22 protein-coding genes are annotated in these 25,134 nt (G+C 62.1%); 12 read left to right on the plus strand and 10 right to left on the minus strand.

The annotated features are described in order from the left end of the window. Positions 1-114: 114 nt before the first annotated feature. The gene (locus tag SB753_RS04645; RefSeq protein ID WP_410799201.1) at positions 115-822 is read left to right on the plus strand and encodes a hypothetical protein; all 708 of its coding nucleotides are present in this window, start codon (positions 115-117) and stop codon (positions 820-822) included. Here SB753_RS04645 and SB753_RS04650 read toward each other — a convergent pair. The 4 genes from SB753_RS04650 to SB753_RS04665 form a co-directional block, all read right to left on the minus strand. Next, the gene (locus tag SB753_RS04650; protein ID WP_410799203.1) at positions 811-1,950 is read right to left on the minus strand and encodes an SAM-dependent methyltransferase; all 1,140 of its coding nucleotides are present in this window, start codon (positions 1,948-1,950) and stop codon (positions 811-813) included. The two genes, SB753_RS04645 and SB753_RS04650, sit on opposite strands and share 12 nt — an antisense overlap. A 4-nt stretch (positions 1,951-1,954) precedes the next feature. Continuing rightward, complete coding sequence (locus SB753_RS04655; RefSeq protein WP_410799205.1) at positions 1,955-2,788, minus strand: DUF1295 domain-containing protein; 834 nt, start codon at positions 2,786-2,788, stop codon at positions 1,955-1,957. 77 nt (positions 2,789-2,865) lie between these two features. Further along, positions 2,866-3,615: an anti-sigma factor domain-containing protein gene (locus SB753_RS04660; RefSeq protein ID WP_410799206.1), complete on the minus strand. Its 750-nt coding sequence runs from the start codon at positions 3,613-3,615 to the stop codon at positions 2,866-2,868. Next, positions 3,612-4,235, minus strand: a complete 624-nt coding sequence (locus SB753_RS04665; protein WP_410799208.1) for a sigma-70 family RNA polymerase sigma factor — start codon at positions 4,233-4,235, stop codon at positions 3,612-3,614. The genes SB753_RS04660 and SB753_RS04665 overlap by 4 nt, the downstream gene beginning before the upstream one ends. A 364-nt stretch (positions 4,236-4,599) precedes the next feature. Between SB753_RS04665 and SB753_RS04670 the strand changes: the two genes are divergently transcribed. The 4 genes from SB753_RS04670 to SB753_RS04685 all read left to right on the plus strand — a co-directional run bounded on the left by SB753_RS04670 (position 4,600) and on the right by SB753_RS04685 (position 9,081). Further along, positions 4,600-5,901, plus strand: coding sequence for an NAD(P)/FAD-dependent oxidoreductase (locus tag SB753_RS04670; protein ID WP_410799210.1), 1,302 nt, complete (start codon positions 4,600-4,602; stop codon positions 5,899-5,901). After that, entirely contained in the window at positions 5,886-6,722 is an 837-nt protein-coding gene (locus SB753_RS04675; protein WP_410799211.1) for a DUF1365 domain-containing protein, read from the plus strand. Before SB753_RS04670 ends, SB753_RS04675 begins: the two co-directional genes overlap by 16 nt. Positions 6,723-6,778: 56 nt before the next feature. Next, positions 6,779-7,990, plus strand: a complete 1,212-nt coding sequence (locus SB753_RS04680; RefSeq protein ID WP_410799213.1) for a class I SAM-dependent methyltransferase — start codon at positions 6,779-6,781, stop codon at positions 7,988-7,990. Between the two features lie 227 nt (positions 7,991-8,217). Beyond that, complete coding sequence (locus SB753_RS04685; protein WP_020066496.1) at positions 8,218-9,081, plus strand: neutral zinc metallopeptidase; 864 nt, start codon at positions 8,218-8,220, stop codon at positions 9,079-9,081. Positions 9,082-9,148: 67 nt separating this feature from the next. Here the strand turns inward: SB753_RS04685 and SB753_RS04690 are convergent, their stop codons facing one another. Further along, positions 9,149-9,556, minus strand: coding sequence for a DUF6632 domain-containing protein (locus tag SB753_RS04690; protein WP_131318189.1), 408 nt, complete (start codon positions 9,554-9,556; stop codon positions 9,149-9,151). Between the two features lie 459 nt (positions 9,557-10,015). On the opposite strand from SB753_RS04690, the gene oxlT reads away from it, so the two are divergent. Then, entirely contained in the window at positions 10,016-11,353 is a 1,338-nt protein-coding gene (gene oxlT, locus SB753_RS04695) for an oxalate/formate MFS antiporter (protein WP_020066498.1), read from the plus strand. A 233-nt stretch (positions 11,354-11,586) separates the two neighbouring features. Then, positions 11,587-12,048: a RidA family protein gene (locus tag SB753_RS04700; RefSeq protein ID WP_410799215.1), complete on the plus strand. Its 462-nt coding sequence runs from the start codon at positions 11,587-11,589 to the stop codon at positions 12,046-12,048. A gap of 18 nt (positions 12,049-12,066) precedes the next feature. Here the strand turns inward: SB753_RS04700 and SB753_RS04705 are convergent, their stop codons facing one another. After that, positions 12,067-13,011: an AraC family transcriptional regulator N-terminal domain-containing protein gene (locus SB753_RS04705; protein ID WP_410799217.1), complete on the minus strand. Its 945-nt coding sequence runs from the start codon at positions 13,009-13,011 to the stop codon at positions 12,067-12,069. A gap of 185 nt (positions 13,012-13,196) precedes the next feature. Between SB753_RS04705 and SB753_RS04710 the strand changes: the two genes are divergently transcribed. From SB753_RS04710 to SB753_RS04720, 3 genes are all read left to right on the plus strand, one after another. Then, positions 13,197-13,658, plus strand: coding sequence for a (2Fe-2S)-binding protein (locus SB753_RS04710; protein ID WP_410799218.1), 462 nt, complete (start codon positions 13,197-13,199; stop codon positions 13,656-13,658). Positions 13,659-13,660: 2 nt separating this feature from the next. After that, a complete protein-coding gene (locus tag SB753_RS04715) occupies positions 13,661-15,883 on the plus strand; it encodes a molybdopterin cofactor-binding domain-containing protein (RefSeq protein ID WP_410799220.1) in 2,223 nt (740 codons plus the stop codon). Between the two features lie 147 nt (positions 15,884-16,030). Then, the gene (locus SB753_RS04720; RefSeq protein WP_027804384.1) at positions 16,031-18,109 is read left to right on the plus strand and encodes a putative bifunctional diguanylate cyclase/phosphodiesterase; all 2,079 of its coding nucleotides are present in this window, start codon (positions 16,031-16,033) and stop codon (positions 18,107-18,109) included. A 45-nt stretch (positions 18,110-18,154) separates the two neighbouring features. Here SB753_RS04720 and SB753_RS04725 read toward each other — a convergent pair whose 3' ends face one another. From SB753_RS04725 to dapA, 4 genes are all read right to left on the minus strand, one after another. Then, on the minus strand, positions 18,155-18,571 hold the full coding sequence (locus SB753_RS04725; protein WP_410799221.1) for a bactofilin family protein: 417 nt from the start codon (positions 18,569-18,571) through the stop codon (positions 18,155-18,157). A gap of 78 nt (positions 18,572-18,649) precedes the next feature. After that, positions 18,650-19,060 carry a hypothetical protein gene (locus SB753_RS04730; RefSeq protein WP_410799223.1) on the minus strand — a complete coding sequence of 137 codons (411 nt, stop codon included), beginning with the start codon at positions 19,058-19,060 and terminating at the stop codon, positions 18,650-18,652. Further along, a complete protein-coding gene (locus SB753_RS04735) occupies positions 19,053-20,030 on the minus strand; it encodes a M23 family metallopeptidase (RefSeq protein WP_410799225.1) in 978 nt (325 codons plus the stop codon). The genes SB753_RS04730 and SB753_RS04735 overlap by 8 nt, the downstream gene beginning before the upstream one ends. A gap of 221 nt (positions 20,031-20,251) precedes the next feature. Continuing rightward, positions 20,252-21,151, minus strand: a complete 900-nt coding sequence (dapA, locus tag SB753_RS04740; protein WP_410799227.1) for a 4-hydroxy-tetrahydrodipicolinate synthase — start codon at positions 21,149-21,151, stop codon at positions 20,252-20,254. Between the two features lie 655 nt (positions 21,152-21,806). Between dapA and SB753_RS04745 the strand changes: the two genes are divergently transcribed. Both SB753_RS04745 and SB753_RS04750 read left to right on the plus strand, forming a co-directional pair. After that, positions 21,807-23,459 carry a P-loop ATPase, Sll1717 family gene (locus SB753_RS04745; RefSeq protein ID WP_410799228.1) on the plus strand — a complete coding sequence of 551 codons (1,653 nt, stop codon included), beginning with the start codon at positions 21,807-21,809 and terminating at the stop codon, positions 23,457-23,459. A gap of 317 nt (positions 23,460-23,776) precedes the next feature. After that, positions 23,777-25,069, plus strand: coding sequence for an aspartate carbamoyltransferase (locus SB753_RS04750; RefSeq protein WP_410799229.1), 1,293 nt, complete (start codon positions 23,777-23,779; stop codon positions 25,067-25,069). Positions 25,070-25,134: the final 65 nt, after the last annotated feature.

A 25,134-nucleotide genomic window follows, 5' to 3' on the forward strand; every position in this document is an offset into this window, starting at 1 on the left:
TCTTGTGTGGTGAAGTGGTCCAGTATTGCTGGATTGGCCGTTCTCAGTTGCGTAACCCAGGCACATGCACAAGCGCCTACGCCCACGTCATCCAGTCAATCGGAGCGCACTGAAATGAGTGACGACATTGCGCCGTCGCAGGAACGGGCGCTACTCCGACTGCTTGATAAGGTCATGGAAGTGATGCGGGATGACAGGCCGATCAATCCCGACGATCCCGATCTGGGGAACCTCAAATCGGCGGAACACTTTGTCCCTGGGGAAGCTGGAATAGGGTACTCCTTCCGGAACCGCGCTTTTCCTGATGCGACGGTGGAACTGACAACCTGGACCGACCCGCTCGACAATTCTGACGACAGGACGCGCGTGCAAGCGGTGCCCGCCTACTTTGAACTGGCATTCCATAACGCCCTTGCCGGAGTTAGTCGCCGCCTGCTGGAACAGCGCCTTGATCTTGCAAACTACTGGGTAGACGCGGACGGGCTGAGGAAGGAAAGCAACGACATCGGCCACAGTCTGCCGCCCTTTGCGCGGGAGCATCGTTATCGCTACCGGGCGAATGCGGGCGAACACGGCCGGTTTCCCGTTGATGTCGAATTCTTCTTCATAGACCCCGCGCCCGATGATCTGTCGAGGAAGGCACGGCTCGATCAAATTACCATCACTCGCGACTACCCCTATCTCACGCCCGCGATGCGCAAGAAAAAGCGCGAGGAACAGAACCAGAAAAAGCCGCAGACCTACGGCTACATGGAGCTGTGCACGGGCGCGACGTGCCCGGAATCCGGCACAGTCTGGAAAAGCATTGCGCTAAAAGGATGAAGCTCCTTCACCCCTCTTACGCAGCACATAATGCGCGACGCCCCATTCCTGTCCGTGCGCATAGCCGAACAGTTCCGCGACGGCCATATAGAACATGCGCCAGCGCTGGAACGCCAGGTGCGCATTGCCGCTTCCCGCGAGAAGTGGCAACACGCGCTCGCGCGCAGCATCGAGAGAAGCCAGCCACTGATTGGCGGTCCGTTCGTAATGCGTGCCGTCAATCCACCACTGACGCGTCACGCAGAAATCGTCCTGAAAACGCAGCAACAGGTTTGCGGAAGGCATCGTGCCGCCGGAGAAGAAATGGCGCGACATCCAGTCGCTGCCGTCGCGCACATCGAAAGAATATGCGAGCAGCCGGTGCGCGAAGATGTGAACGAAAAGCTGCCCATCGTCACGCAGCCATCGCGCGATCTTCGCGAGCAGCAAGCCATAGTGCTTCATGTGCTCGAACATCTCGACGGAAACGACGCGGTCAAAGCCCGCGTCGCCCGGTGCAAACTCGAAGGTCGTGACGTCGCCCGTCACCACGCGCAAATTGGAAAGTCCGCGCTCGGTCGCGCGACGCTCGATAAACGCGCGCTGCCCATGCGAATTCGAAAGCCCGACGATCCGTACACGCGGATACCGCTGTGCGAGCCACAGCGATAACGCGCCCCAGCCGCACCCGAGGTCGAGAATGGACTGCCCGTCCTCGATACCTGCGCGCTGAGCGTACAGCGCCAGCATAGAATCTTCGGCTTCGGATAGCGTTTCATTGCCCCTTGGATAATAGCCGCAGGAGTACTTGAGACGCGGGCCCAGATGCGCCTCGAAGAACTCGCCGGGGATTTCGTAGTGCTGCGCGTTGGCCGCCTGCGTTTCAATCGCGATCGGCTTTGCGCGCAGATCGTCGATGAGCAGTTCGAGTGCCTCGCCACGGCGCTCTCCGTCGTTTGCATGTTCATCGGCGAGCCGCCTCGCCATCAGCGCCCGCATGCCGGCGCGAATCGCGAAGTCCGGCAGCCAGCCGCGCTCGCACCAGCGAATCGTCCAGTTCGGGTCATAGGCGCTCGCGGCCGGTCTGCCGGATGCCGGTTCGACGCCTCGGGACGCAGGCGTGGGCGTGGGCGTGACGGTAAAGGTCATGATCTCAGTTCCTCTTCGAGTGTCGGTCGTCCGAATCCAGATCGTTACCGTGTACGCGGGCGCCCGCGCGTGGCGGCCACGGGATCAACGCGCTTGTCGTCGTCATGTATTCGCGGTAGCCGGTGCGGGTCTGGACGAGTCGCGCTTCGAGCATCGGCACACCCGATACCTTCATGAGCAGCCAGGCCATCGCGCAGGGCGGCACGAGCGTCGCCCAACCCCAAGGCAGGCTGATCGACCACGCCGCATAGGCGCACCAATGCAGGCATTCGAAGAAGTAGTTCGGATGTCGCGAGTAGCGCCACCAGCCGACAGTGCAGACGCGGCCGCGATTGCCCGGATCGGCGACGAAGCGCCGAAGTTGGCGGTCGGCGGCAGCCTCGCCTGCGAGCGCCGTCAAGCCGATTACAAGTGCCGCGACGATAAACCCGAACGAGGGTATCGCCTCGCTGTACGAAGGCACCAGGAATGCAATGGACAGCACCATCGAGATCACCGCTTGCAGCAGGAAGAACGCCAGCATGTTGCGCGGGGCGGCAGCGCCCCAGCGCTCGCGTAGCGCCGCGTAACGGGCGTCTTCGGCGTGTCCGCTGTTACGGCGCCAAAGATGCATCGCGAGCCGAAGTCCCCACGCGCCTCCGCTGACTGCAACCACGGCGCGATTCAGCGACGCGCCGGGCCCGGCTGCCGCGACAAAAACCGCGACACCGCCAAGCGTGCCCGCCCAGACCGGATCGATCATCCCCGCATTGCGCGTACGCAACTGAACGACCCAGACACCGACAAACGTTATGACGAGGCCCGCGAATGCGAGCGCAAGGGTGGCGGCAACTGGCATGCAGAATTCCGAAGCGACGAATAACGGAATCTACGGATGCCGCGGTCAAACGGATGCAACGCGCCGCTCTCTTCTTATCAGACGCCCGAGCGGACCTGACCCGTGGCAACGACCGGCCCGGTAGGCTGCCCCGTCTGCGAACCGCCCAGCGGTTCGAGCGAGACGGCCAGCACCGCGCGTGCGCTCAGTTGCGCAACGACGGCGTCGGCAAGCGTCATGCGCGCCGGTGCATCAGCCGGAAACACACCGAGCGAGATTGGTTTGTCGCCTGGCGGAATGAGCCACAGTTCGGTTGCCCGGTCTGCGGCGAACGTCGGCTTGACGGCCGGCACCACGACCATCTCGCGACGCAGCAGATCGACCGTCGCTGTCCAGTGGGCGACACCATCTGGGCGTGCGATCGTCGCGACCATATAGCCCTGCACCGGATTGACGGCGACGTTCGCGGGACGCGGCGCCTCGCGCAGCGAGACCAGGTTCACCGCGACGAGCGCGAGTGTCGCGAGGCTCGCTCCGATACCGACGAAGCGCCACAGGCCCAGGTTATTCCACCAGCCCTGCCCGCGCGCGGTGTCCAAGGCCGACGACCGCGCCGGCAGGAAACCGAGATCGCGCTGGATGCGAGTCCACACGCGCTCAGGTACGGCCACGGAGCGCAGGTCTTCGGCAAGCGGCGCAAACCGGTTCTGCCATCGCGCAAGGGTCGACGCAAGCACGGGGTCAGTGGCCACGGCGTCTTCGAGCGCGCGGCGTTCGTCGGCGTCGAGGACGCCCAACGCATATTCTGCGCAGCGCAGTTCGGATTCGTTTTCTGCGGGCGTATTCATCGCTCGAGGCAGGTCTTGAGCTGCATCAGGCTGCGCCTGATCCAGCTTTTTAATGTGCCGAGTGGCACGCTCAGATGAGCAGCCAGCTCGCTATAAGTAATGCCGCTGAAGAACGCCTCGCGGACCGCGCCCCGCTGCTGCGGTCCAAGCTGCTCCATGCAGCGCTCGAGTCGCACGCGCTCTTCGCTCGCCTCGGCAAGCGCCACCGGCGTGAGTCCTTCGTCGACGATTTCCTCCGCGGACTCGTTATCGAGCGGTGCCTCGCGGTGCTGACGCAAGCGGTCGATCGTGCGGTTGCGCGCCAGCGTCACCAGCCACGTCATCGCGCCGCCGCGCGCGGGATCGAACACATCGGCACGTTGCCAGGCGGCAGTGAAAACGTCCTGTAAGAGATCTTCGGCTTCGGCGCGGTCGTGTGTCATGCGCAAGATGACCGCGAACACCCGGCTCGAAGCGAGACGGTACAACTCGGCGAATGCAGCTTGATTGCCGTGCGCCGTGGCCTGCAGCAATCCGTTCAGGTGCGCCCGTCGCTGCGCGTCATTGCCGCGTCCGTCCGGGTCTGCCTGCGTAGGCGAGACCGGTTCGTCGTTGTCTGCGCTATTCGACTCATCATTCATGCGCGGGTAGTGGCGTGCATCGCCCTCACGGATTAACCTCGCGCAATATAGCATCGACAGCCGCGGTCGCGGTGGACTGACGGTTGGGCTGACAGTCGGCCCGACACCTGACCTGCCAGTCAACGAAGGCCGCGTATCAAGCATGAAGGGACCTCCTGCTCTCGTGTCGTGAATCCCTATCTACGACTGAGCGGGTCGGTTGGACGCCTTGCATGACGCAAATCCCGACTCACCGCGTGCTTTCATCGAATCCGGCACACATGCTGCATCCGGTTTCGCTTGTCGTTCGTAACTCTGCCCGAGGACGCGCACTCCCCTTTAACTTCCAATAGCCACGCGCGTCCCATGATCGGGAGATGCGCACATGAGTCAGGCCAGCAGGACCGTCCCATTGACGCGAGGCTCACGCGTGGCGGTCATAGGTGCGGGTATTGCCGGCCTTGCGAGCGCCTATCTGCTCGCGCGCAACCATCGGGTGACGCTGTTCGAATCCGCAGGCTACCTTGGCGGTCACACCAATACCGTCGATGTCAGGCTCGATGGGCACAGTCATCCCGTCGATACCGGCTTTCTCGTCTTCAACGATCGCACCTATCCGAACCTGATCGCGCTGTTCGCGGAACTGGGCGTGAAGTCGCATGCGAGCGACATGAGCTTTTCCGTTTCGCTCGACAAGGGCCGCCTCGAATGGGCGGGCACCAATCTGAATACGCTATTCGCTCAGCGGCGCAACATGTTCTCGCCGACCTTTATCGGCATGCTGCGCGATGTATTTCGCTTCAACGGCAGCGCGGAGCGCAACCTGGAAATCGCCACAGCAACACGCGTGTCGATGGGCGAACTGCTGACAATGGGCGGCTACGGCCATGCGTTTCAGCGTCACTATCTACTGCCGATGGCCGCGGCGATCTGGTCGAGCGCAACCGCCGACATCCTCGCTTTTCCCGCCAGCACGTTCCTGCGCTTCTGTCTGAACCACGCGCTGCTTCAGGTGAACCGCAGGCCGCAGTGGAAGTCGGTGATCGGTGGAGGCCGAAGTTACGTGCAGCGGATTGCCGCAACGCTTGACGACGTGCGGCTCAGAACCTCGGTGCGAGGAATCCGGCGCGGCGACCAGGGCGTCGACGTATTCACCGACGATGGCACGCAGCACTTCGACGCAGCGGTGCTTGCAACGCACGCGCCGACCACGCTGCACATGCTGGAAGACGCCGATGCCGACGAGCGACGCATGCTCGGTGCAATCGCTTACCGGCCCAACGTGGCGGTGTTGCACACGGACACGAGTCTGCTGCCGCGGCGTCAGCGCGTCTGGTCGGCGTGGAATTACCTGGGCAGCCGCTGCCACGACGGTACGCAGCCAGTGTGTGTGAGTTACCTCGTCAACCAGCTTCAGCGCTTGCCTTTTACGACGCCGCTCATCGTGACTCTGAACCCGCTGACCCCGCCTGCGCCGGGTACTGAGTTACGGCGTTTTGTCTACGATCACCCGCTTCTCGATCTCGGCGCGATCGACGCGCAGCAACGTCTGCCGATGCTGCAGGGCAAGCGACGCACGTGGTTCGCCGGTGCATGGACCGGTTATGGATTTCACGAGGACGGTCTGAAATCCGCGCTGCGCGTGGCCGCCGATTTCGACTCGTCTCCTGCATGGGCAAAGCTGTGAAGCCCGGCACCGCCGATGGCAGCGCGAGCGCCGCCGCTATACAGGAGCCATCCGCCTGGCTGCTCAACTGCAGGATCATGCACGAGCGTCTGCGGCCAAAGCGTCATCGCTTCGTTTATCCAGCGTTCTATGTGCGCGTCGACCTCGATCGGCTCCACTCGATCGGCAATGGGTGGTTCGGTGTCGATCGTCACCGGCCGCTCAGCTTGCGCCGCCGTGACCACGGTCCATGCGACGGCAGCGATCTCGCAATATGGATGCGGGCGCAACTACGTGCCGCCGGCCTGCACGAAGCGGATGGCCGTATCTGGCTGCAAGCATTCCCGCGCGTGTTCGGCTATGCGTTCAACCCGATCGCATTCTGGTTTTGCCACGACCGCGATGGCGGCCTGCGAGCGTTGCTCGCTGAGGTGCGCAACACGTTTGGCGAGCGCCACTGTTATCTGCTGCATGCGCCTGATCGTGAGGCGATCACCCGCTCCACCGTTCTGCGCTGCAAGAAGGTGCTGCACGTGTCGCCGTTTTGCCGTGTCGAGGGCGGCTACGTGTTTCGTGTCGGCGAGACGCGCGGCAACACATCGATCTCGATCGATTACCACGACGCACAGGGACTCCTGATTCGCACGGCGCTGCATGGAGCGCTCGTTCCGCTAACAGGCACAGGCGCGCTAACCGCGCTCGCGCGTCAGCCGTTCCTGTGCCTCGGCGTGGTCTTCCGCATTCATTGGCAGGCGCTGCGTCTGGCCATGAAGAAAGTGCCGTTTCATGGCAAGCGTCCTGTGCCTGATCCCGTCGCTGACAAGTCATCGACGCAGTCGTGACTGCGAAACCGTCTTGCGCTGCACAGTCCATTTCGTCCGAATGAGGAGTTTCATTTATGGCGCTTTCGAGAACCGTTTGCGGTGACGAGGCCACGCCGCCGTCGGCGCGTCTATTCCTGTCCTTGCTCGAACGGATTCAGGCCGGACATCTGGTCGTCGTTACACCCGATGGCCAGCAGCGCACCTTCGGCGATCCCCATGGCTCGCCGCGCGCCCGGCTCGAACTTCGCGATTGGCGGGCATGCGGCGCGATCCTGCGCAAAGGCGACATCGGCTTCGCGGATGCCTGGCGCGCGTTCTGGGTGGATACGCCCGACCTCGTCACGCTACTGCGAATAGCGATCCGCAATCAGAATGCTTTGCAGCGCACTGTGTATGGCAACTGGCTTGCCCAACTCTGGTATGGACTCAGGCATCGGCTGAGGCGCAACACCCGCGCGGGAAGCCGGCGCAATATTCACGCGCATTACGACCTCGGCAATGCGTTCTACGCGCGCTGGCTCGACCCGACCTTCACCTACTCCAGTGGTCTATTCGACGGCCATTTCGAGCGGACGCTCGAAGCGGCGCAGCAGGCCAAATATCAGCGCATCGTCGATACACTCGAATTGCGCGCCGGCATGCATGTTCTGGAAATCGGCTGCGGCTGGGGCGGTTTTGCGATGTTTGCAGCACGCCAGGGAATTCATGTTCATGGCGTGACAATCTCGTCGGCGCAACTGCAGTTCGCAAAACAGCGTGTAAGCGAGGCTGGTTTGAGCGAGCGCGTGCACCTCGAACTGCGCGACTACCGCACGCTGAGCGGCCAGTACGATGGCATCGTGTCGATCGAAATGTTCGAGGCGGTCGGCGAAAAATTCTGGCCCATGTACTTTCGAACGTTGCATGACTGTTTGCGGCCGGCGGCTCGAGCGCTGGTGCAAACCATCACGATCGGCGACGAGCACTTTGCCGCGTATCGCTCAAGCAGCGATTTCATTCGCGAGTTCGTTTTTCCGGGCGGAATGTTGCCGAGCCCGCAGCGTTTCATCGACGCGGCGCAGCGCAACCATTTCGCAGCGCACGCATCGTTGTCATTCGGTCGCGACTACGCGGAGACTTTGCGCCGCTGGCGTCTTGCGTTCGAAGCGGAGGTCGACACGATCCGCACCTTGGGCTTCGACGAAGTGTTCATGCGCACATGGCGGCTGTATCTGGCCTACTGCGAAGCAGGTTTCGACGAGGGCCGCACCGACGTCATGCAGTTCGTGCTCAGCAAGGCGGGCTGACCGGGTGTGCTGAAAATGGCATTACCGGAACAAACGGCGGCCGGCGGCAGGTGAAAACCGCGCTCCCCACGTCAGAAGTTTGACAACCACTGCGCACGAACAAACACGCCCGGTTTCCTGCGTACGCGACCGCTCACAGAAACGCCCAGCGGGTATGCTTACTGCTTCCTCGCGAGCACGGACCGCGAAACGTCACGGCTTGTCGCGCGACACAATGGAGAAAGCACATGCGCCTCGATGATGAAGTAGAAAGCCAGAACGTCGAAGACCGGCGAGGCGGAGGCATGCGGATGGGCGGCGGCATCGGCATTGGGACGATTGTGATCGCACTGGCCGCGTCGTACTTCTTCGGCATCAATCCGATGACGATTATCAACGGTGCGCAAGTACTGCAAGGCAACGCGCCGCAGCGCAGTGCGACGACGAACGCACCGCCCGCCGAAGATGCCGGCAGTCACTTCGTGCGCCGCGTGCTCGGCAACACCGAACGTACCTGGCAGCATATCTTTCGCACGCAGTTGAATCAGGACTATCCGGCGCCGAAGCTCGTGCTCTTCAGCGACGCCACGCCCACGGCATGCGGCACAGGACAGTCCGCAATGGGGCCGTTCTACTGTCCGCCTGACCGCACCGTTTATATCGACCTGTCGTTTTACCGCGAGCTGCGCGAGCGCTTCGGCGCGGGCGGCGACTTCGCGCAGGCGTATGTCATCGCGCACGAGGTCGGGCATCACATACAGAACGTGGTGGGTATCTCGGACAAGTACGAAGCGGCGCGTGCGCGCATGTCGCCGACGCGCGCCAATGCGCTGTCCGTGCGGCTCGAATTGCAGGCGGATTGTTTTGCCGGCGTGTGGGCAGCGGTCGCGCAGCAGTTGAATGCGAAGCTGATGGAACCGGGCGACTTCGAGCAGGGGCTGACCGCAGCAGGCGCGATCGGCGACGACCGGTTGCAGCGGCAATCGCAGGGACGCGTCGTGCCCGAGGCGTTCACGCACGGCACCAGTGAGCAGCGGCAGCGGTGGCTGCGACGCGGCCTCACGACGGGCGATGTCCGCCAGTGCGATACGTTCTCGGCGCAGTCGTTGTGATGTCGGGGTGGCGTCGCGTGTAGCGCGGTGAGTGGCTACATAAGCGGCTACATGAACGGCTACAGTATCAAACCAGCAGCGCGCGCGCTTTGTCGCCGCGCGGCGTCAACACAGCGAGCACTGCGGCGACAATGAACAGCGCGGGGACATCGCCCGCCAGATGGCCGAGATGGCGCGCTCCGTCCATCTCAACGCCAAAAGACTGCACGGCCATGATTGCGCCGTGCACGACGCTCGACCATACCGTGAACCAGATCAGGCTCAGATGCTTGAGCGGATCGCGCGACGCCCTCAGCAGGAACACGCCGAGCGTCGCGTAGATGCCGACCATCATCAGCGGATAGTCGGAGTGACCGCTATGCCAGGCCCAACCGGACGGCCACAGGATCATGAGCGGCCCGAACGCGAACAGGGCGATCAGACCTACGACGATCAGGACGATACGCAAGGCGGCGAGTCGTTGAGCTTCGTTCATGGCGGGTCTCCGGAGTGCGGCGCGTGCATCGACCACGATACTCCGCGCGCGTGGCGCAGTGCCTCGCGCCTCGCAGATGGACGCGTTTGCACCGAGCTTTCTACCGCGTCCGGCGAGCGTCGCGCATTATCGAAATCCCTACAAACAAAAAACTAACATTACAGAAAACTTTCATCTATAAAAGCAGGAGTGCGGCGAACAGCCTTGTCTTGCCGCATGCCCTCTGCCCGCCGGCCTTGCCGGCGGGCTTTTTTTGACTCATACGCATGAGTCGCCACAACTCCTTCATTTGCCTTTCATATCAGGAAAGTCGCGTTACGAGACTAGTGTTTCTTTCGCTTGACTTACTTGATATATCACATACTGTATGGGTTCGACCAACGCTTTCACGACGTCTAAAGGTCGGTCGCGGTGCCACCTACCGCAATCAAAAGACAAGGCATGCCAAAGGAGACAGTGATGAAAACGGATCATCAGGAAGGAGCGTCGTCGTGGATAGCGTCACCGTGGGTGCAACTCGTATTCGGTGTGATCTGCATGGCAATGATCGCCAACATGCAGTACGGCTGGACCTTGTTCGTCAATCCGATCAACGAAAAATATCAATGGGGTCGCGCGGCGATTCAGGTCGCGTTCACTATCTTCGTTGTCACCGAAACGTGGCTGGTGCCCGTTGAAGGTTATCTGGTCGACAAGTACGGGCCGCGTCCGGTCGTAGTCGGGGGCGGTCTGCTATGCGGAATTGCGTGGGTGCTTAACTCGATGGCGTCGTCGCTGCCCTTGCTCTACATCGCGGCGGCGATAGGCGGCGTCGGCGCGGGCGCGGTCTACGGCACTTGCGTGGGCAACGCGCTCAAGTGGTTTCCCACTCGTCGCGGCCTTGCAGCGGGGATCACGGCAGCCGGTTTCGGTGCGGGGTCCGCGGCCACCGTCATTCCGATCTCCAACATGATCAAGAGCAGCGGGTACGAAGCGACCTTCCTGTCGTTCGGCCTCGGCCAGGGCATCATCGTCGTCCTGCTCGGGCTTGCCTTGCTCGCGCCGCCGGCCAGTCTGCTCGCCACCGCAAAAAGCACGATCAAACGCGTGGTCTACAACGCCACGCCGCGCGAAGTGGTCAGCTCGCCGGTGTTCTGGGTCATGTACCTGATGTTCGTGATGATGGCTGCGGGCGGCCTGATGGCCACCGCGCAACTCGGACCGATCGCAAAGGACTTCGGCCTGCACGACTCTCCAGTTTCGTTGCTCGGGTTGACGCTGCCTGCGTTGACGTTCGCATTAACGATCGATCGCGTGCTGAACGGTTTGACGCGGCCGTTCTTCGGCTGGATCTCGGATCGCATCGGCCGGGAAAATACGATGTTCATCGCATTCGCGATCGAAGCGGTCGGCATTCTGGCGCTGTCGAAATACGGCCAGAGCCCGGTGGCGTTCGTCGTGCTGACCGGTATCGTGTTCTTCGCGTGGGGCGAGATCTACAGCCTGTTCCCCGCCACGTGCGGCGATACGTATGGACCAAAGTTCGCGGCTACGAATGCGGGCCTGCTCTATACGGCAAAAGGCACGGCTGCGCTGCTCGTGCCGTTCACCAGCGTCATTACGGCGGCAACCGGCAGCTGGCATGCCGTCTTCATGCTGGCGTCCGGCATGGCGGCAGCCTCCGCGCTGCTCGCGCTCCTGGTGCTGAAGCCGATGCGCCGCGCGCATGCGGCTCGTCACGCGAGTCCGGCGAGCGAGAACACCTATAGCGGCGCATTAATAAGCGAATCGGCGCGCGTCTCGGCCGACGGCGGTTGATCAGCCTTAATCGAATGGCCGCATCGCCGCGTAGCGGCGACTGCGTGCCCTCGAATCCGGGAGTGCGATCTCCCAATCCGCACCACCGACCGAATGGTTGAACATGAGCGGGAATAAATGACGGGCTGCAGGTGTTCAAAGGACGAGGCGAGCTGTAGCCTGAGGTTCGACGAACAGGCGAAGCGCAACTTGTAGTCGCCTCTATCGTCATTCCACATTACCGTGAGCCACACATGAACGTATCCGAACGCCTCGCGCAGTTGGGGCTCCAGTTGCCGCCGCCGATCAACCCCCTCGGCTCCTATCGAACGGTATCCGTTTCAGGCAATCAGCTCTACGTCTCCGGTCTCGGTCCGTTCGAGGATGGCAAGCCGATGGTCGGCATTGTCGGCGGCGACATGTCTGTCGAAAGGGCACAGCACGCGGCGCGTCTGACAATGCTGATGATCCTCGCCTGCGTCGATCAGGCGTGCGGGCTCGACAACGTAGACAGATGCAGCCGGCTGACTGTCTACGTGCGTGCTGAACAATCGTTCACGCAGCATCCCCAAGTGGCCAATGGCGCGAGCGACCTTCTGCTGACGTTGTTCGGCCAGAGCAAGCTGCCTGCGCGAAGCGCTCTTGGCGTGCACACGTTGCCAATGGGCATCCCCGTCGAGATCGACAGCATCTTCGAGTTGAAGGGCTCAATATGAGCCGGCAAGCCCAAGAAACTACTCCCCATATCCCACGCCGTTGCGGCGCCTCAACTGCACGACATCGCGAAGCGGAGGCGCCCCGAACAGCCGGCTATATTCGCGGCTGAACTGCGAAGGGCTGTCATACCCGACCCTGACAGCCACCGACCCGACATCTCCCTTCTGTCCAAGCAGCAGCTTTCGGGCTTCGTGAAGCCGCAGTTGCTTCTGATACTGCAGCGGACTCAGCGTCGTGACGTTCTTGAAGTGATGATGGAACGACGACACGCTCATGTTCACCTCTTGCGCCAGCATCTCGACCCGCAAGATCTCGGAGTAGTGATTCTGGATCCACTCGATCGCGCGCGCGATCCGGTAGGTCTGACTCCCATTCACGGCAATGTGCCTGAGCCGCTTGCCCTGCTCGCTCGTCATCAACCGGTAGAGCAGTTCCTTTTCGATGAGCGGCGCGAGAACCGGAATGTCATCCGGAGTATCGAGCAATCGCACGAGCCGCAGCGCCGCGTCGAAAACCGGTGCCGACAGCGAGCCCACCGCGATGCCCTCGCCCGCCGACACGGCCCCCGGTTCCGGCAGACACAACTGCGTCGCCAGTTCCGCGATGGCCTGCGGATCGAGCGTGAGCTTCACGCATAAATAAGGCGCTTCGGACGACGCTCGCGTGACCTGCGACGTCATCGGCAGATCGACGGACGTCACGAGGCAATGCAGATGATCGTAGTCGTAAGCCTGGCCCGCGACCACGACCCGCTTGGCCCCTTGGGCCGCGAACACGAACGCGGAATTCGTCACGCCGCAGCCGAGATCGGCGGGCGCCGAGTACCGGTAAAAAGCGAGCGAGGGAATCGCCGTCTGATGCGCGCCGTCGACTGGAGCGAACCGGCTGACGAGCGCAGCCAGTTCGCGGCGTGCCGCTTCGCGCGACGCCGAGGGGTCCATCCCGGAAGAAGCCAGATTCATGTGCATTGAACTCCGTTGACGGAAGCGAGCATACTCAACCGCTGCCGGACTGCCACCTCCGGCTCGTTGGATTTGCAGAATTGTTCAATATTTTTGCAGGATTGTGTAAGCAGAACGCGCAGCCGTCGTTCACACTGCCGCGTAGACCCGGCGCCAAGTTCGGGCTTTCCCCACGGAGAGGTTCCATGTCCACATCGTTTGTCCTGAACGGCAAGAACGTCACGCTCGACGCCGATCCCACCACGCCGCTCCTCTGGGCCATTCGCGAGAACGCCGGCCTGCACGGCACCAAGTTCGGCTGCGGCATGGCGCAATGCGGCGCCTGCACGGTTCATCTCGAAGGCGAGGCCACGCGTTCGTGCGTGCTGCCGCTCGCCGCCGTGGCGGGCAAGCGCATCACGACCATTGAAGGTATCGAAAGCCCGCCTGCGAAGGCGATCCAGGCCGCATGGGTCAAGTTGCAGGTGCCGCAGTGCGGATACTGTCAGTCCGGACAGATCATGTCGGCCACAGCCTTGCTCGAACACAATGCCACGCCCACCGACGCGGACATCGACGCTGCGATGAACGGCAATCTGTGCCGCTGCGCAACTTACTCCCGCATACGCGCGGCCATCCACGAAGCCGCCGCTACCCTGAAGGCCTGACCATGACGACCGGATCTGATCTCACCGACGCAGTGCGCCCGTCGCGCCGGACGTTCCTCAAAGCAGCCGGCGCCGTGGCTGCCGTCGGCGCGAACATCGGCCTCACTATCGGCTTCGAGTGGGCCGGCATGGGCCGCCGCGCGCTCGCTGCCACCATGCCCGACGCGACGTTTGCACCCAACGCCTTTCTGCGGGTCGCGCCGGACAACAGCGTGACCGTCATCGCGAAGCACGTCGAGATGGGCCAGGGCGCGTACACCGGTATCGCGACGATCGTCGCCGAGGAACTGGACGCGAACTGGCAGGACGTACGTGTCGAAAGCGCGCCCGCCGACGCCAAGCGCTACGCGAATCTGGCCTTCGGCACGATGCAGGGCACGGGCGGCAGCTCGGCCATGGCGAACTCGTGGATGCAACTGCGCGAAGCGGGAGCGAAAGCGCGCGCAATGCTGGTCTCGGCCGCGGCGGCGCAATGGCAGGTGCCCGCAACGGACCTCGTGACGCGCGACGGCAGCGTGCATCACGCGGCCACGAACCGCAGCGCAACCTACGGCTCGCTCGCGTCGGCGGCTGCACGGCTGCCAGTGCCGCAGAAGGTCGCGCTCAAATCGCCGAAAGATTTCCGTTTGATCGGCCATCAGTTGCCGCGCGTCGACGTGCCGCCGAAAACCGACGGCACCGCGCAGTTCACGCTCGACGTCACGTTTCCCGGCATGCTGGTCGCGCTGCTGCAGCGTCCGCCGCTCTTCGGCGCGACGGTCAAGTCGTTCGATGCATCGGCGGCCAAAGCAGTGCCCGGCGTCGTGTCGGTCGTGCAGGTGCCGGCCGGCGTCGCGGTGGTCGCAAAGGGCTTCTGGGCGGCGAAACAGGGCCGCGATGCGCTGAAGGTCGAATGGGACGAGTCGAAGGCGGAAAAGCGCAGCTCGGACGCCATCATGGCCGAATACCGGCGGCTCGCCGAGCAGCCGGGCGCATCCGCCCGCAAGGACGGCAACGCGGAGCAGGCACTCTCGGGCGCGGCGAAGAAAATCTCCGCATCGTACTCGTTCCCGTATCTCGCTCACGCGCCGATGGAGCCGCTCGACGCCGTCGTCAAGCTCACGGCCAACAGCTGTGAGATCTGGGCCGGCGATCAGTTCCAGACCGTCGACCAGGCGAATGCCGCGCGCACGGCAGGGCTCGATCCGCAGCAGGTGAAGATTCACACGCTGTATGCGGGCGGCAGCTTCGGCCGGCGTGCGAATACGCGCTCGGACTATATCGTCGAGGCCGTGTCGATCGCTCGGGCGCTGGGCGCGAACGGCACGCCGGTCAAGCTGCAATGGACCCGCGAAGACGACATCCACGGCGGCCTGTATCGGCCCATGTATTTCCACAAGCTCGACGCAGGGCTGACGGCGGACGGCAAGCTCGTCGGCTGGCGGCACCGGATCGTCGGCCAGTCGATCCTCGGCGACACGCCGTTCGCGAGCGTCATGGTGAAAAACGGGATCGACGCGACATCGGTCGAGGGCGCCGCCAACCTGGCCTACGCGATCCCGAACATCTCGGTCGAACTGACGACCACCCAGACCGGTGTGCCGGTTCTGTGGTGGCGCGTGGTCGGCAGCTCGCATACGGCATTTGCGGTCGAGGCATTCATCGACGAAGCCGCGCACGCCGCAGGCAAGGACCCGTTCGCTTTCCGCCGCGATCTGCTCGCGCACGAACCGCGCATGCGTGCCGTGCTCGAACTCGCCGCGCAGAAAGCCGGCTGGGACCCCGCCAAACCGTTGCCTAAGGGCCGCGGGCGCGGCATCGCCGTCGCCGAAGCGTTCAAGACGTTCGTCGCGCAAGTGGCCGAGGTTTCCGTCGATCAGGACGGCAACGTGAAAGTGGAGCGCGTTGTCTGTGCGGTGGATTGCGGCACGCCGATCAATCCGGACGTGATCGCGGCGCAGATGGAAGGCGGGATCGGTTTTGGCCTCGGCGCGGCGTTGCACAGCGCGATTACGTTGAAAGACGGCAAGGTCGAGCAGAACAATTTCGACTCTTATCAGGTGCTGCGAATCGCCGAAATGCCGAAGGTCGAGGTGCATATCGTGCAGTCGGGCGAAGCACCGACGGGCGTTGGCGAGCCCGGTGTCGCGCCGGTCGGGCCGGCGGTTGCCAACGCGATTTTTGCAGCCACGGGCAAACGGCTTTACGACTTGCCGTTCCCGGCCGCTGCGGGGAAAACCGTCTGACAGGCACTCGCGAGGCGACTGGCTTTCCGGCCGGAAGCCTCGCGGCCAGAGCACGACACCGTCACTAACACATTGAAAATAATTAAATAAACGTCCCGATGTGTCGATAACAGGTTCAGCCGCTTTTCCGTTGCGGTTGGACTTTACATGCAGAGCTCATACAACCCTTGGCTAGTGGCAATGTCGTTTGTCGTGGCGACGCTCGCGTCGTACACGGCACTCGATCTCACAGGACGCATCTTCGTGCTGGCGTCGCCGCGGTTGCGGCACGTCTGGCGCATGGGCGGCGCGGCGGCGCTCGGCGTCGGCATCTGGTCGATGCACTTCGTGGCCATGCTGGCATTTTCGCTGCCCATTCCGCTCGGCTACGATTTCGCGGACACGGCCTATTCACTCGCACTGGCTATGGGCGCGTCGTATCTCGCTCTGTGCCTCACCACTCAGGTTCGAATTACAGCCACGCGACTGCTGGCAGGCGGCGCCTTCATGGGCGCAGGCATCGCAGGCATGCACTACAGCGGTATGGCTGCTTTGCGCATGTCGCCCGGCATCGGCTATCGGCCGGCGTGGTTCGCTGCTTCGCTCGCGATTGCCGTGGGTGCTTCGACGGCCGCGCTGTGGATGGCGCGCGCGCTCAGTAACGACGACGCACGACACGTGCTGCGCAAGCGCTTCGGCGCGGCCCTCGTAATGGGCATCGCGATCAGCGGCATGCATTACGCCGGCATGGCCGCCGCCGAGTTCGCGCCAGACGCGATCTGCGGCGCGGCGGCCGGCGTGAATGCCGCATGGCTCGCCACTTCGGTGATCCTGTTCACGTTCGCGATACTGATCGTCACGTTGCTGCTGTCGCGTTTCGATGCGCGCACGAGCTTCCTCGTCGGCGCGGTGTCGAAACTCAACGGGCAGATTCTGCGTCTCGCCACGCTCGACACGCTGACCGGACTGCCGAACCGCGCCACGCTGACCGATCGCATCGAGCGAGCGATTCATGCCTCGCGCCGGCAACGTTCGCTCTTCGCGATCCTCTTCATGGATCTGGACGGTTTCAAGACGATCAACGACTCGCTCGGCCACTCGGCCGGCGACCAGGTACTGTCCGCGTTCGCGCAACGCCTGCTGGTTTGCGTGCGCGCCGGCGACACCGTCGCGCGCCTCGGCGGCGACGAATTCGTGGTGCTGTCGGAGAACCTGGCTTCGCGCAACGACGCGGCCGCGCTCGCCGAAGGCGTGCTCGAGCGCATGCGGCGCGATACATGGGCCGACTCGCAACCGCTTCAGGTGATGCCGAGCATCGGCATTGCATTGTTTCCCGAGGACGGCGACACGGTCGACACGCTACTCAAGCATGCGGACGCCGCAATGTACGAAGCGAAGCGCGCCGGCCGCAGCACCTACCGCTTCTTCGAACGCAGCATGAACGAAGCCGCGACCCGCACGCTGCAGATCCAGAACGCGTTGCGCGAGGCGTTGGCGGAGCGTCATTTCACACTGCACTTCCAGCCCAAATTCGACGGCAAGAGCGAGTCGCTTGCGGGTGCTGAAGCGCTGATCCGTTTGCATCATCCGCAACTGGGCACGCTTGCTCCGCTCGAATTCATTCCGATTGCAGAGCGCTCCGGGCAGATCGTGCAGATCGGCTACTGGGTACTGCGCGAGGCGTGCCGGCAGATTCGCCGCTGGGCCGCGCAAGGCCTGCCGCCGGTCAAGGTGGCGATCAATCTGTCACCGCGCCAGCTATTGCAGGCGGATCTCGTGCCGACCATGCTCGATATCGTGAAGGCAGAGGGCGTCAGATGCGAACAGATCATGTTCGAGATCACCGAAACGGTGGCAATGCATGACGCGGCGCGAACCATCGACATGCTTCGGGAATTCCAGGCAAGCGGCTTCGAAATCGCAATCGACGATTTCGGCACCGGCTATTCCAGCCTCGCGTATCTGCAACGGTTTCGCGTGAAGCAACTGAAAATCGACCGCTTCTTCACCAACGGTCTCGATGCGCACGGCGCCGAAGGCAGCGCGATCGTCTCGGCGATCATCGCACTCGCGCATTCGCTCGAAATGGATGTGGTGGCCGAAGGCGTCGAAACCGAGACGCAACTGCACATGCTCAAGGCGATGCGGTGCGACGAGATGCAAGGCTTCCTGCTCGGCAAGCCGCTGACGGCGGACGACTTCGGCGATTTCCTGCGGGGAACCGCGGTGACGGCGGAGGTCTGCTAACGGCGCAACCGGCGAACGCCTGTTGCTGCTTTGATGAGATCAGATTCAGTCGCGCGCGACGTCGGTTATCGAGGTAAGCGATGCCGGCGCGTGAGCGACGTCGTGCCGAGTGAGCTTGCCGTCCACCGTCGCGCCGCAATCCATGCGCAATTGCTGATAGTAGATGTTGCCCGTCACATGCGCATTGACCTGCAACTCGACGAAATGATCGGCAATCACGTCGCCGACTATCTTGCCGTTGATCATCACGTCGTAGCCGTGCACATTGCCTTCAATCGATCCCCGGTCGCTCAGCACGAGCAGCGTCTGGCCGCCGGGCTCGCCGCTGACGTTGCCCTTCACGTGACCGTCGAGGCGCAGTCCGTCGGTAAACTGAAGATCGCCCGCGATGCGCACGTCGTGCGCGATCAGTGTGGCAAGCTTCGTTTGCTGGATGCCCGCGGCTTTTTTCTTGCTGAACATAAGTACTCCGGAAATGTAGAGGTGTGTCGCGTGGATCATGTCGATGCCGCGCCGGCTTCTAGTGGTGTCTAGCGGCGCCTAGCGGCGAGACGCCGCGGTCTGCCCGAGCGTCTGCGTGGGCGGCGCGCTTCTCTTCTGGCCGCGCAGGAACTGCAATTCTTCGTTGAGCCGCGCGACGTCGGCAGCGGCGTTATCGGCCGTTTTCTGCACTGCTGCGCGCGCCGCCGACTCCTGCGCTAAAGCAAGGCGCGCGCGGGCCAGCTCGATCTGCTCTGCGCGCTGATCGTCGGAAGCCGGGGGGCATTGAGTGAGCGGCCTACCGCTGCCGCGCGTCTCGCCGATGACCACGCCCGCTCCGCCGGCGAGCGCACTGAGCGTGCAAACCAGCGCCCATACGGCGATACGGAAACGCACAGAGCGGACCGGCGCAAGCGTGTAAGCGCGACGCGTCAGAGCGTCGACATGGCGGGAAAGAATGGGATCAGCCATGAGATGCAGGGGCGAAAAGCGCGAGATAGGCCGCGGGATCGACGGGCGCGCCGTTGACCAGCACTTCGAAGTGCAGATGCGGACCCGTCGAGCGTCCGGTCGATCCGACGTCGGCAATATATTGGCGCGGCAGCACCAGATCGCCGACATGCACGACGATGCGCGACGCGTGGCCATAGCGCGTCATGAGTCCGTTGCCATGATCTATTTCGACCGCGTTGCCATAGCCGGACTTCTCTCCCGCGAGGACCACGCGGCCGCCTGCCGCGGCCAGTATCGGCACGCCGGTTCTGGCGACCAGGTCGAGACCCGGATGAAAACTCAGCCGATGCGTGAAGGGATCGACGCGGTTGCCGAACGGCGAACCGAAACGCGCGCCGTCGGCGGGCATGCGGCCGGGAAACGCAGCATAGGCCATCGCGTGCGCGGCGGTCTGCTGTTCGAGTGCACGCAGCGTGGCGGCCATGCAATCGATCTGCTCGCCGGTGTCTTTTGCATCCGCGCGGGCACCCAGATGCCGCATGACGCTGCTACACCGACGCGGCGGCAGAGACGGACCGCCCTCGCCTTCGCTATCGGTTGCGTCGCCATCGCCGCCCGAAGCGGGCGATGCAGGAACCGGCGCGCCCTGCGCAACCGGCGCCGAGCGCGGTGTATTCAGACGCGCTTCGAAGCCCCGCAACGCACCGACTTGCGCGCTGAGACGCGCGATGCGCGGCTCGATCTGCGCCATTGACGCATTGAGCTTACCGAGCTGGTCGATCGCATAATCGCGCTCGATGCGGTTCGCGGTCTGCATTCCAGACGCATCGCGCGCGGACCAGCGCACGCCGATCGCAATACCCGCAACTAGCGCAAGAACCGCCGCCGCACCGGCGGCGCCGAGCGCGCGCGTCAACGCGAACCGGCGAGTGACGAGGCCGACGGAACCGCTAGCGAGCCGAGTGCGTGCGCGATACACGGACGACATCAGCGCGTGCCCCGCCGCGAACTAAGCGCAATGCGCGCATGGCCCAGCGCAGCGCGCGCTAGCGTCGTATGTGAAGCGGGCATGAAACGGGCGAACTCAACTGACTGCATTCGGCATCGACCGGGCAGATGCCGGCGGCGGTAATCGATAGAGGGCGCCGATTATCGCCTTGCCGCCGCAAGAAGCATCTCAAATACGCGGTCCGCGGCGGCCCGCTTCGCTCAGGCTGTTTCCAATGCGGCGAGGCGCTCCACCAGTTTTTCGCTCGCGCGCGTCATCGGCAGGCGAAGTTCGTCGCGTATCAGGCCTTGCGAAGCGAGCATCGCTTTGACCGGCGCGGGATTCGGTTCCGCGAACAGCGCGTCGATCAGCGGCGCGAGCGTGTGGAAAATGTGACGCGCTTCCTCCAGCGCGCCGGCCGCAAGCGCGCGATACAGCGCGACGAACCGCTCGGGCTGCACATGCGCTGATGCGGCAATCGCTCCGCTGCCGCCAAGGCACATTGTGTTGAACATCTGCATGTCTTCGCCTGCAAGCACTTGCAAACGACCGTCGCGAATCAGCGCGAGTGTGGTGTCGAGCGAGCCCGCGCAATCTTTTACCGCCTGAATGCGCGGATGCGCGGCGAGCGTCATCAGCGTGTCGAGTTCGAGCCGCACACCGGTTCGATACGGAATGTCGTAGAGCACGACTGGCTTTTCGCTCGCATCGGCAAGCGCCGTGAAGTGTCCGACGATGCCTGCCTGCGACGGCCTGATGTAATAAGGCGCGGCCATCAGCACGCCGGCAATCGGCAGCGAATTCAACTGCGCGATGCGCTCGCGCATGCTCTGCGTGTTATTGCCGGATACGCCGACGACCACGGGCATTGCCGGCTTGGCATCGGTGCTTGCGTCGGCACGCGCGCCGCCCGCTTGTGCCGCGTCGAGGATCGTTGCGAGCACGGCGTCCTGCTCGGCTGCGCTGAGCGCAGCCGGCTCTCCGGTCGTGCCTAACGCGACAATCCCGGCTATGCCCGCGTCGGCATAGCGGCGCACGAGCGCACGCAGGGCGGCGTGATCGACCGCGGCGTCGGCGAAAGGCGTGATGAGTGGAACCCAGATACCCGAAAAAATGGACATGTGTTTCCTCTTACGTCGATGAGCGACCGTATCGATTCCGGCAGCATGCGAAGGAGAAAGACAGAAAGGACCGCTGAAGCGCTTGATCCGCCGTTCCGTCGCATCTGACGGAACAGCGTGCTCCGGTCAGATGAGCGGCTGTTTTTTGGCTTTAACGCTGAACTCACGGCTCGACTGCTCGCCGTTCTGCGAGGCAAGGAGCGAACGGCGCGCGTGCGCATTCGCAACGCTTGCGAAAGCGGACTGGGTTGCGGTCGACGAGCAGAGTCGGAGTGTTTGGCGAAGGCGCATGAAGCGCAGTGTAACCGGGGCCGCGGCGGATTGGGAAAGCGCGGCTCAAAATTGCAGGGAAACGGGATAGGTTGGTGACTCAGAACCCATAAACTGGACTCGCCGGATTTGTGATGCGAATTCATTGGATTTGCCGGAGTTTGAGAGGGCCTGCGTTGCGCCGGTTGGTGAAAGGCTGTGTGCGGCCAGTTCGAGACATTCGACACGACCGCCCAGATGGTCGACAATCAACGCGCGTAAGCACCAACTTGGGAACCCCATATTTGGCGAGCCGCCAGGTCAGCATTCGCGTGCGTATCGGGCAAGACACGCTTCAGCTTAGAATTAGTATCAAAGACCACTACAAAAACTAGGACGGGCCGCTATGCGTTACGTATTTCGCAGGAATAGCTCGGTCGGAGCGATGGACGCCGAGTCGGACGAAAGATTTTTGCGCGATTGCTTTTTCGACACTGGCGATCTCGGGGCATTGCTAGACTGTGATGATCCGAAGAGAATCGTTGTTGGTCGCGTCGGTGCAGGGAAAAGCGCCCTACTCGGCCGACTTCTTGCTAGTCAATCAAATGCGATCGAGATTCGCGCAGAAGCGTTGTCGCTAAGTTACGTTGCAAACTCCGATGTAATCCAGTTTTTCGAATCCGCTGGTGTAAAGCTTGACTTGTTCTACCAGTTGCTTTGGCGGCACGTGTTCGTGGTCGAACTATTGTGCAAACGGTATCGTATATCCCGAGACGACCCATGGAGCTTTCTCGAACAGTTCAGAGATTTATTTTCCAGAGACCCAGCAAAGAAAAGAGCTGTCGAATATTTGAGGCAATGGAACGATCAATTTTGGCAAGATACCGAGACACGAGTTAAAGAGTTTACGTCGAAACTTGAGAGGAAGCTATCTGCTGCGATAGATGTGAAGGCTCATGGCGTGACGTTAAACGCTTCGGGTGGGCGCAGTCTCACTGACGAAGTCAAAGCGGAGGTTCTTCACAAAGCACAATCAGTGGTCAATGAAAATCAAGTTCGGGAGTTGGGTGAAATAATCACACTTCTAGCGGATGAAATTTTTACTGATCCTAAAAATCGATTCTATCTAGTTATCGATCGGCTCGACGAGTCGTGGGTTGATGATCGAATTCGTTACAAACTGATTCGCGCATTGATTGAGACGGTGCGGGCTTTCCAGCGGATTCGCGCCGTTAAGACGGTGATCGCAATTAGGGAGGATCTGCTCCAATCGGTTTTCGAGGAAACACGTGATGCCGGTTTTCAGGAAGAGAAATTTTCTGGACTGATACTACGGTTGCGTTGGAGTAAGGCGCAGCTCAAGCAATTGATCGACCTAAGGGTTGATAAATTAATTCGTGAGCAGTACACGCAGAAGAAAGTTATGTTCGATGACGTTTTTCGTGGCGACGTGCGCGGAGAATCCGCACTCGAATATCTGCTAACCCGAACCTTGCTAAGACCACGCGACGTGATTGCGTTTGTTAACGAGTGCATTGAATTGTGCGAGGGAAAGGAGTATGTACCTCCATCGACCGTGCAAGACGCCGAACGAAAATATTCAACTGGCAGACTGCGCTCGCTTCGGGATGAGTGGAGTAGTCACTATGCATCGCTTGCGGCTTGTACTGAGTTGCTCAGAGGGCGGCAATCCCACTTCAGATACTCAGAGATCACCGAGGAGCAGCTTCAGGAATGCATCCAAGAACACTGGTCAGAAATCCCAGAGACTGATCCAGTGGGAAAAATTGCGAGAGAGTATTTAAACAATGAAAAAACCGCAAACGCGTGCATTATTCAAATCTTGAAGGTGCTGTACACGACTTCAATTATAGGGATAAAACCAGAGGCAACTTCGAGCGTTAGCTGGTCGCATCTCGATGATCGAGGCATTTCAGAGGGGCATTATAAAAAAAGCTCGTCCATCAATGTCCATCCGATGTTGTGGAGGGCACTCGACATAATGCCTCCCGCTCGTCTTGATCGGCGCAAAAGGTCGGGAACAACCAAAAAAAACTGACTGGGTCTTCGGTGCTTTGTGGAGCGAATTAGCACCGATATGGTGATACTCGTTGACAGCTATAGAGCGGATTGACTGTCTCTTCAGGTCGTGAACCGCCAGCCGCCCACCCAACGCTCACGCCACAGCGGCTGGTGTTGCCAGCTGTCGCTGCCGATTCCAGATAGTCCACGCAATCCCGCCCCTTCCTGGCCAACAAACCGCGCGCTAGACCAAGCCAATCCCGCCTACCGACAAAATGGCTTGACTTCTACAACAAGCGAACTAATATACGCACCGCGTATATCCGGCGCAGCCATTTTCCGACAGGTGCCTTCATGAGCGTCCCGCAACAAGCCTTTCTCCGCGACGCCATGCGCCGCCTGAACATGACCCGCGAGACCTTCGCGGGCCGCATCGGCGTCTCCCGCCGGGCGCTGGACACGTGGTTGTTGCCCGACGACTCCCAGGAATCGCGGGCCATGCCGGAGATCGTCGAGCGCTTCGTGTCGGAAATCGTCGTGCATGGGGAGCCGGGCGAAAGATATACGCAAAGCGTAGATTCGCAGTCGCTCGAGAGCCAGATGCTGTGGGAAGGCAAGCCACAGTTGCTGTCGGTCGACCAGTTCTCGCGCGACTCGGTGGAGGCGTTGTTTCGCGTCGCGGACATCATGCAGCCCATCGCACGGCGCCGCAAAATCTCGCGGGTGCTCGAAGGCGCGGTACTCGGCAATCTGTTCTTCGAGGCAAGTACGCGGACTCGCGTGAGTTTCGGCGCGGCATTCTGCCGGCTCGGCGGTTCGGTGTGCGACACCACCGGCTTCACGTTCTCTTCCATGGCCAAGGGCGAGTCGATCTACGACACGAGCCGCGTGATGAGCGGCTACGTCGACGCACTCGTGATCCGTCACCCCGAGCAAGGCTCGGTGGCCGAATTTGCGCGCGCGACCAATGTGCCTGTGATCAACGGCGGCGACGGCCCCGGCGAACATCCGAGCCAGGCGCTGCTCGACCTCTACACCATTCAGCGCGAGTTCTCGCGGCTCGGCAAGATCGTCGACGGGGCGCACATCGCGCTCGTCGGCGACCTCAAATACGGGCGCACCGTGCATTCGCTGGTCAAGCTGCTGGCTCTATATCGCGGCATCAAGTTCACGCTGATTTCGCCGCCCATGCTGGAAATGCCGGGCTATATCATCGAGCAGATTTCGCGTAACGGGCATGTGATCGAGCAGACTCACGATCTGCCAACCGGACTGCGCGGCGCCGACGTGGTGTACGCCACGCGCATTCAGAAAGAGCGCTTTACCGACGAATCGTTCGAAGGCTACACGCCCGACTTCCAGATCAACCAGGCCTTGGTAGACAGCGTGTGCGGCAGCGATACGCTCATCATGCACCCGCTTCCGCGCGACAGCCGGCCGGGAGCGAACGATCTGAGCGTCGACCTCAATCACGACTCGCGGCTCGCCATTTTCCGGCAAACCGATAACGGCATTCCAGTGCGGATGGCGATCTTTGCGGTGCTGCTCGGCGTCGAAAAACTGGTGCAGCACTCCATGCGCGACGCTGCATGGCGTCCGCCCGCATACCTCGGCCCCGATGATGCAGTGTTTCACGGCATCGATTGAAGCAACTAAAACATTAGTTCGGTTACCGAAGCAAAATTAGAGCAAACACGCGGCACGAAGCATGA

Origin of the sequence: Paraburkholderia sp. SIMBA_053, from assembly GCF_046534895.1 — a bacterium.
GTDB lineage: Bacteria > Pseudomonadota > Gammaproteobacteria > Burkholderiales > Burkholderiaceae > Paraburkholderia > Paraburkholderia caledonica.

Excerpts from the sequence above, each read along its gene's own strand:
- SB753_RS04645 (WP_410799201.1), top strand. The coding sequence starts at position 115 with ATGAGTGACGACATTGCGCCGTCGCAGGAACGGGCGCTACTCCGACTG.
- SB753_RS04650 (WP_410799203.1), bottom strand. The coding sequence starts at position 1,950 with ATGACCTTTACCGTCACGCCCACGCCCACGCCTGCGTCCCGAGGCGTC.
- SB753_RS04655 (WP_410799205.1), bottom strand. The coding sequence starts at position 2,788 with ATGCCAGTTGCCGCCACCCTTGCGCTCGCATTCGCGGGCCTCGTCATA.
- SB753_RS04660 (WP_410799206.1), bottom strand. The coding sequence starts at position 3,615 with ATGAATACGCCCGCAGAAAACGAATCCGAACTGCGCTGCGCAGAATAT.
- SB753_RS04665 (WP_410799208.1), bottom strand. The coding sequence starts at position 4,235 with ATGAATGATGAGTCGAATAGCGCAGACAACGACGAACCGGTCTCGCCT.
- SB753_RS04670 (WP_410799210.1), top strand. The coding sequence starts at position 4,600 with ATGAGTCAGGCCAGCAGGACCGTCCCATTGACGCGAGGCTCACGCGTG.
- SB753_RS04675 (WP_410799211.1), top strand. The coding sequence starts at position 5,886 with ATGGGCAAAGCTGTGAAGCCCGGCACCGCCGATGGCAGCGCGAGCGCC.
- SB753_RS04680 (WP_410799213.1), top strand. The coding sequence starts at position 6,779 with ATGGCGCTTTCGAGAACCGTTTGCGGTGACGAGGCCACGCCGCCGTCG.
- SB753_RS04685 (WP_020066496.1), top strand. The coding sequence starts at position 8,218 with ATGCGCCTCGATGATGAAGTAGAAAGCCAGAACGTCGAAGACCGGCGA.
- SB753_RS04690 (WP_131318189.1), bottom strand. The coding sequence starts at position 9,556 with ATGAACGAAGCTCAACGACTCGCCGCCTTGCGTATCGTCCTGATCGTC.
- oxlT (WP_020066498.1), top strand. The coding sequence starts at position 10,016 with ATGAAAACGGATCATCAGGAAGGAGCGTCGTCGTGGATAGCGTCACCG.
- SB753_RS04700 (WP_410799215.1), top strand. The coding sequence starts at position 11,587 with ATGAACGTATCCGAACGCCTCGCGCAGTTGGGGCTCCAGTTGCCGCCG.
- SB753_RS04705 (WP_410799217.1), bottom strand. The coding sequence starts at position 13,011 with ATGAATCTGGCTTCTTCCGGGATGGACCCCTCGGCGTCGCGCGAAGCG.
- SB753_RS04710 (WP_410799218.1), top strand. The coding sequence starts at position 13,197 with ATGTCCACATCGTTTGTCCTGAACGGCAAGAACGTCACGCTCGACGCC.
- SB753_RS04715 (WP_410799220.1), top strand. The coding sequence starts at position 13,661 with ATGACGACCGGATCTGATCTCACCGACGCAGTGCGCCCGTCGCGCCGG.
- SB753_RS04720 (WP_027804384.1), top strand. The coding sequence starts at position 16,031 with ATGCAGAGCTCATACAACCCTTGGCTAGTGGCAATGTCGTTTGTCGTG.
- SB753_RS04725 (WP_410799221.1), bottom strand. The coding sequence starts at position 18,571 with ATGTTCAGCAAGAAAAAAGCCGCGGGCATCCAGCAAACGAAGCTTGCC.
- SB753_RS04730 (WP_410799223.1), bottom strand. The coding sequence starts at position 19,060 with ATGGCTGATCCCATTCTTTCCCGCCATGTCGACGCTCTGACGCGTCGC.
- SB753_RS04735 (WP_410799225.1), bottom strand. The coding sequence starts at position 20,030 with ATGTCGTCCGTGTATCGCGCACGCACTCGGCTCGCTAGCGGTTCCGTC.
- dapA (WP_410799227.1), bottom strand. The coding sequence starts at position 21,151 with ATGTCCATTTTTTCGGGTATCTGGGTTCCACTCATCACGCCTTTCGCC.
- SB753_RS04745 (WP_410799228.1), top strand. The coding sequence starts at position 21,807 with ATGCGTTACGTATTTCGCAGGAATAGCTCGGTCGGAGCGATGGACGCC.
- SB753_RS04750 (WP_410799229.1), top strand. The coding sequence starts at position 23,777 with ATGAGCGTCCCGCAACAAGCCTTTCTCCGCGACGCCATGCGCCGCCTG.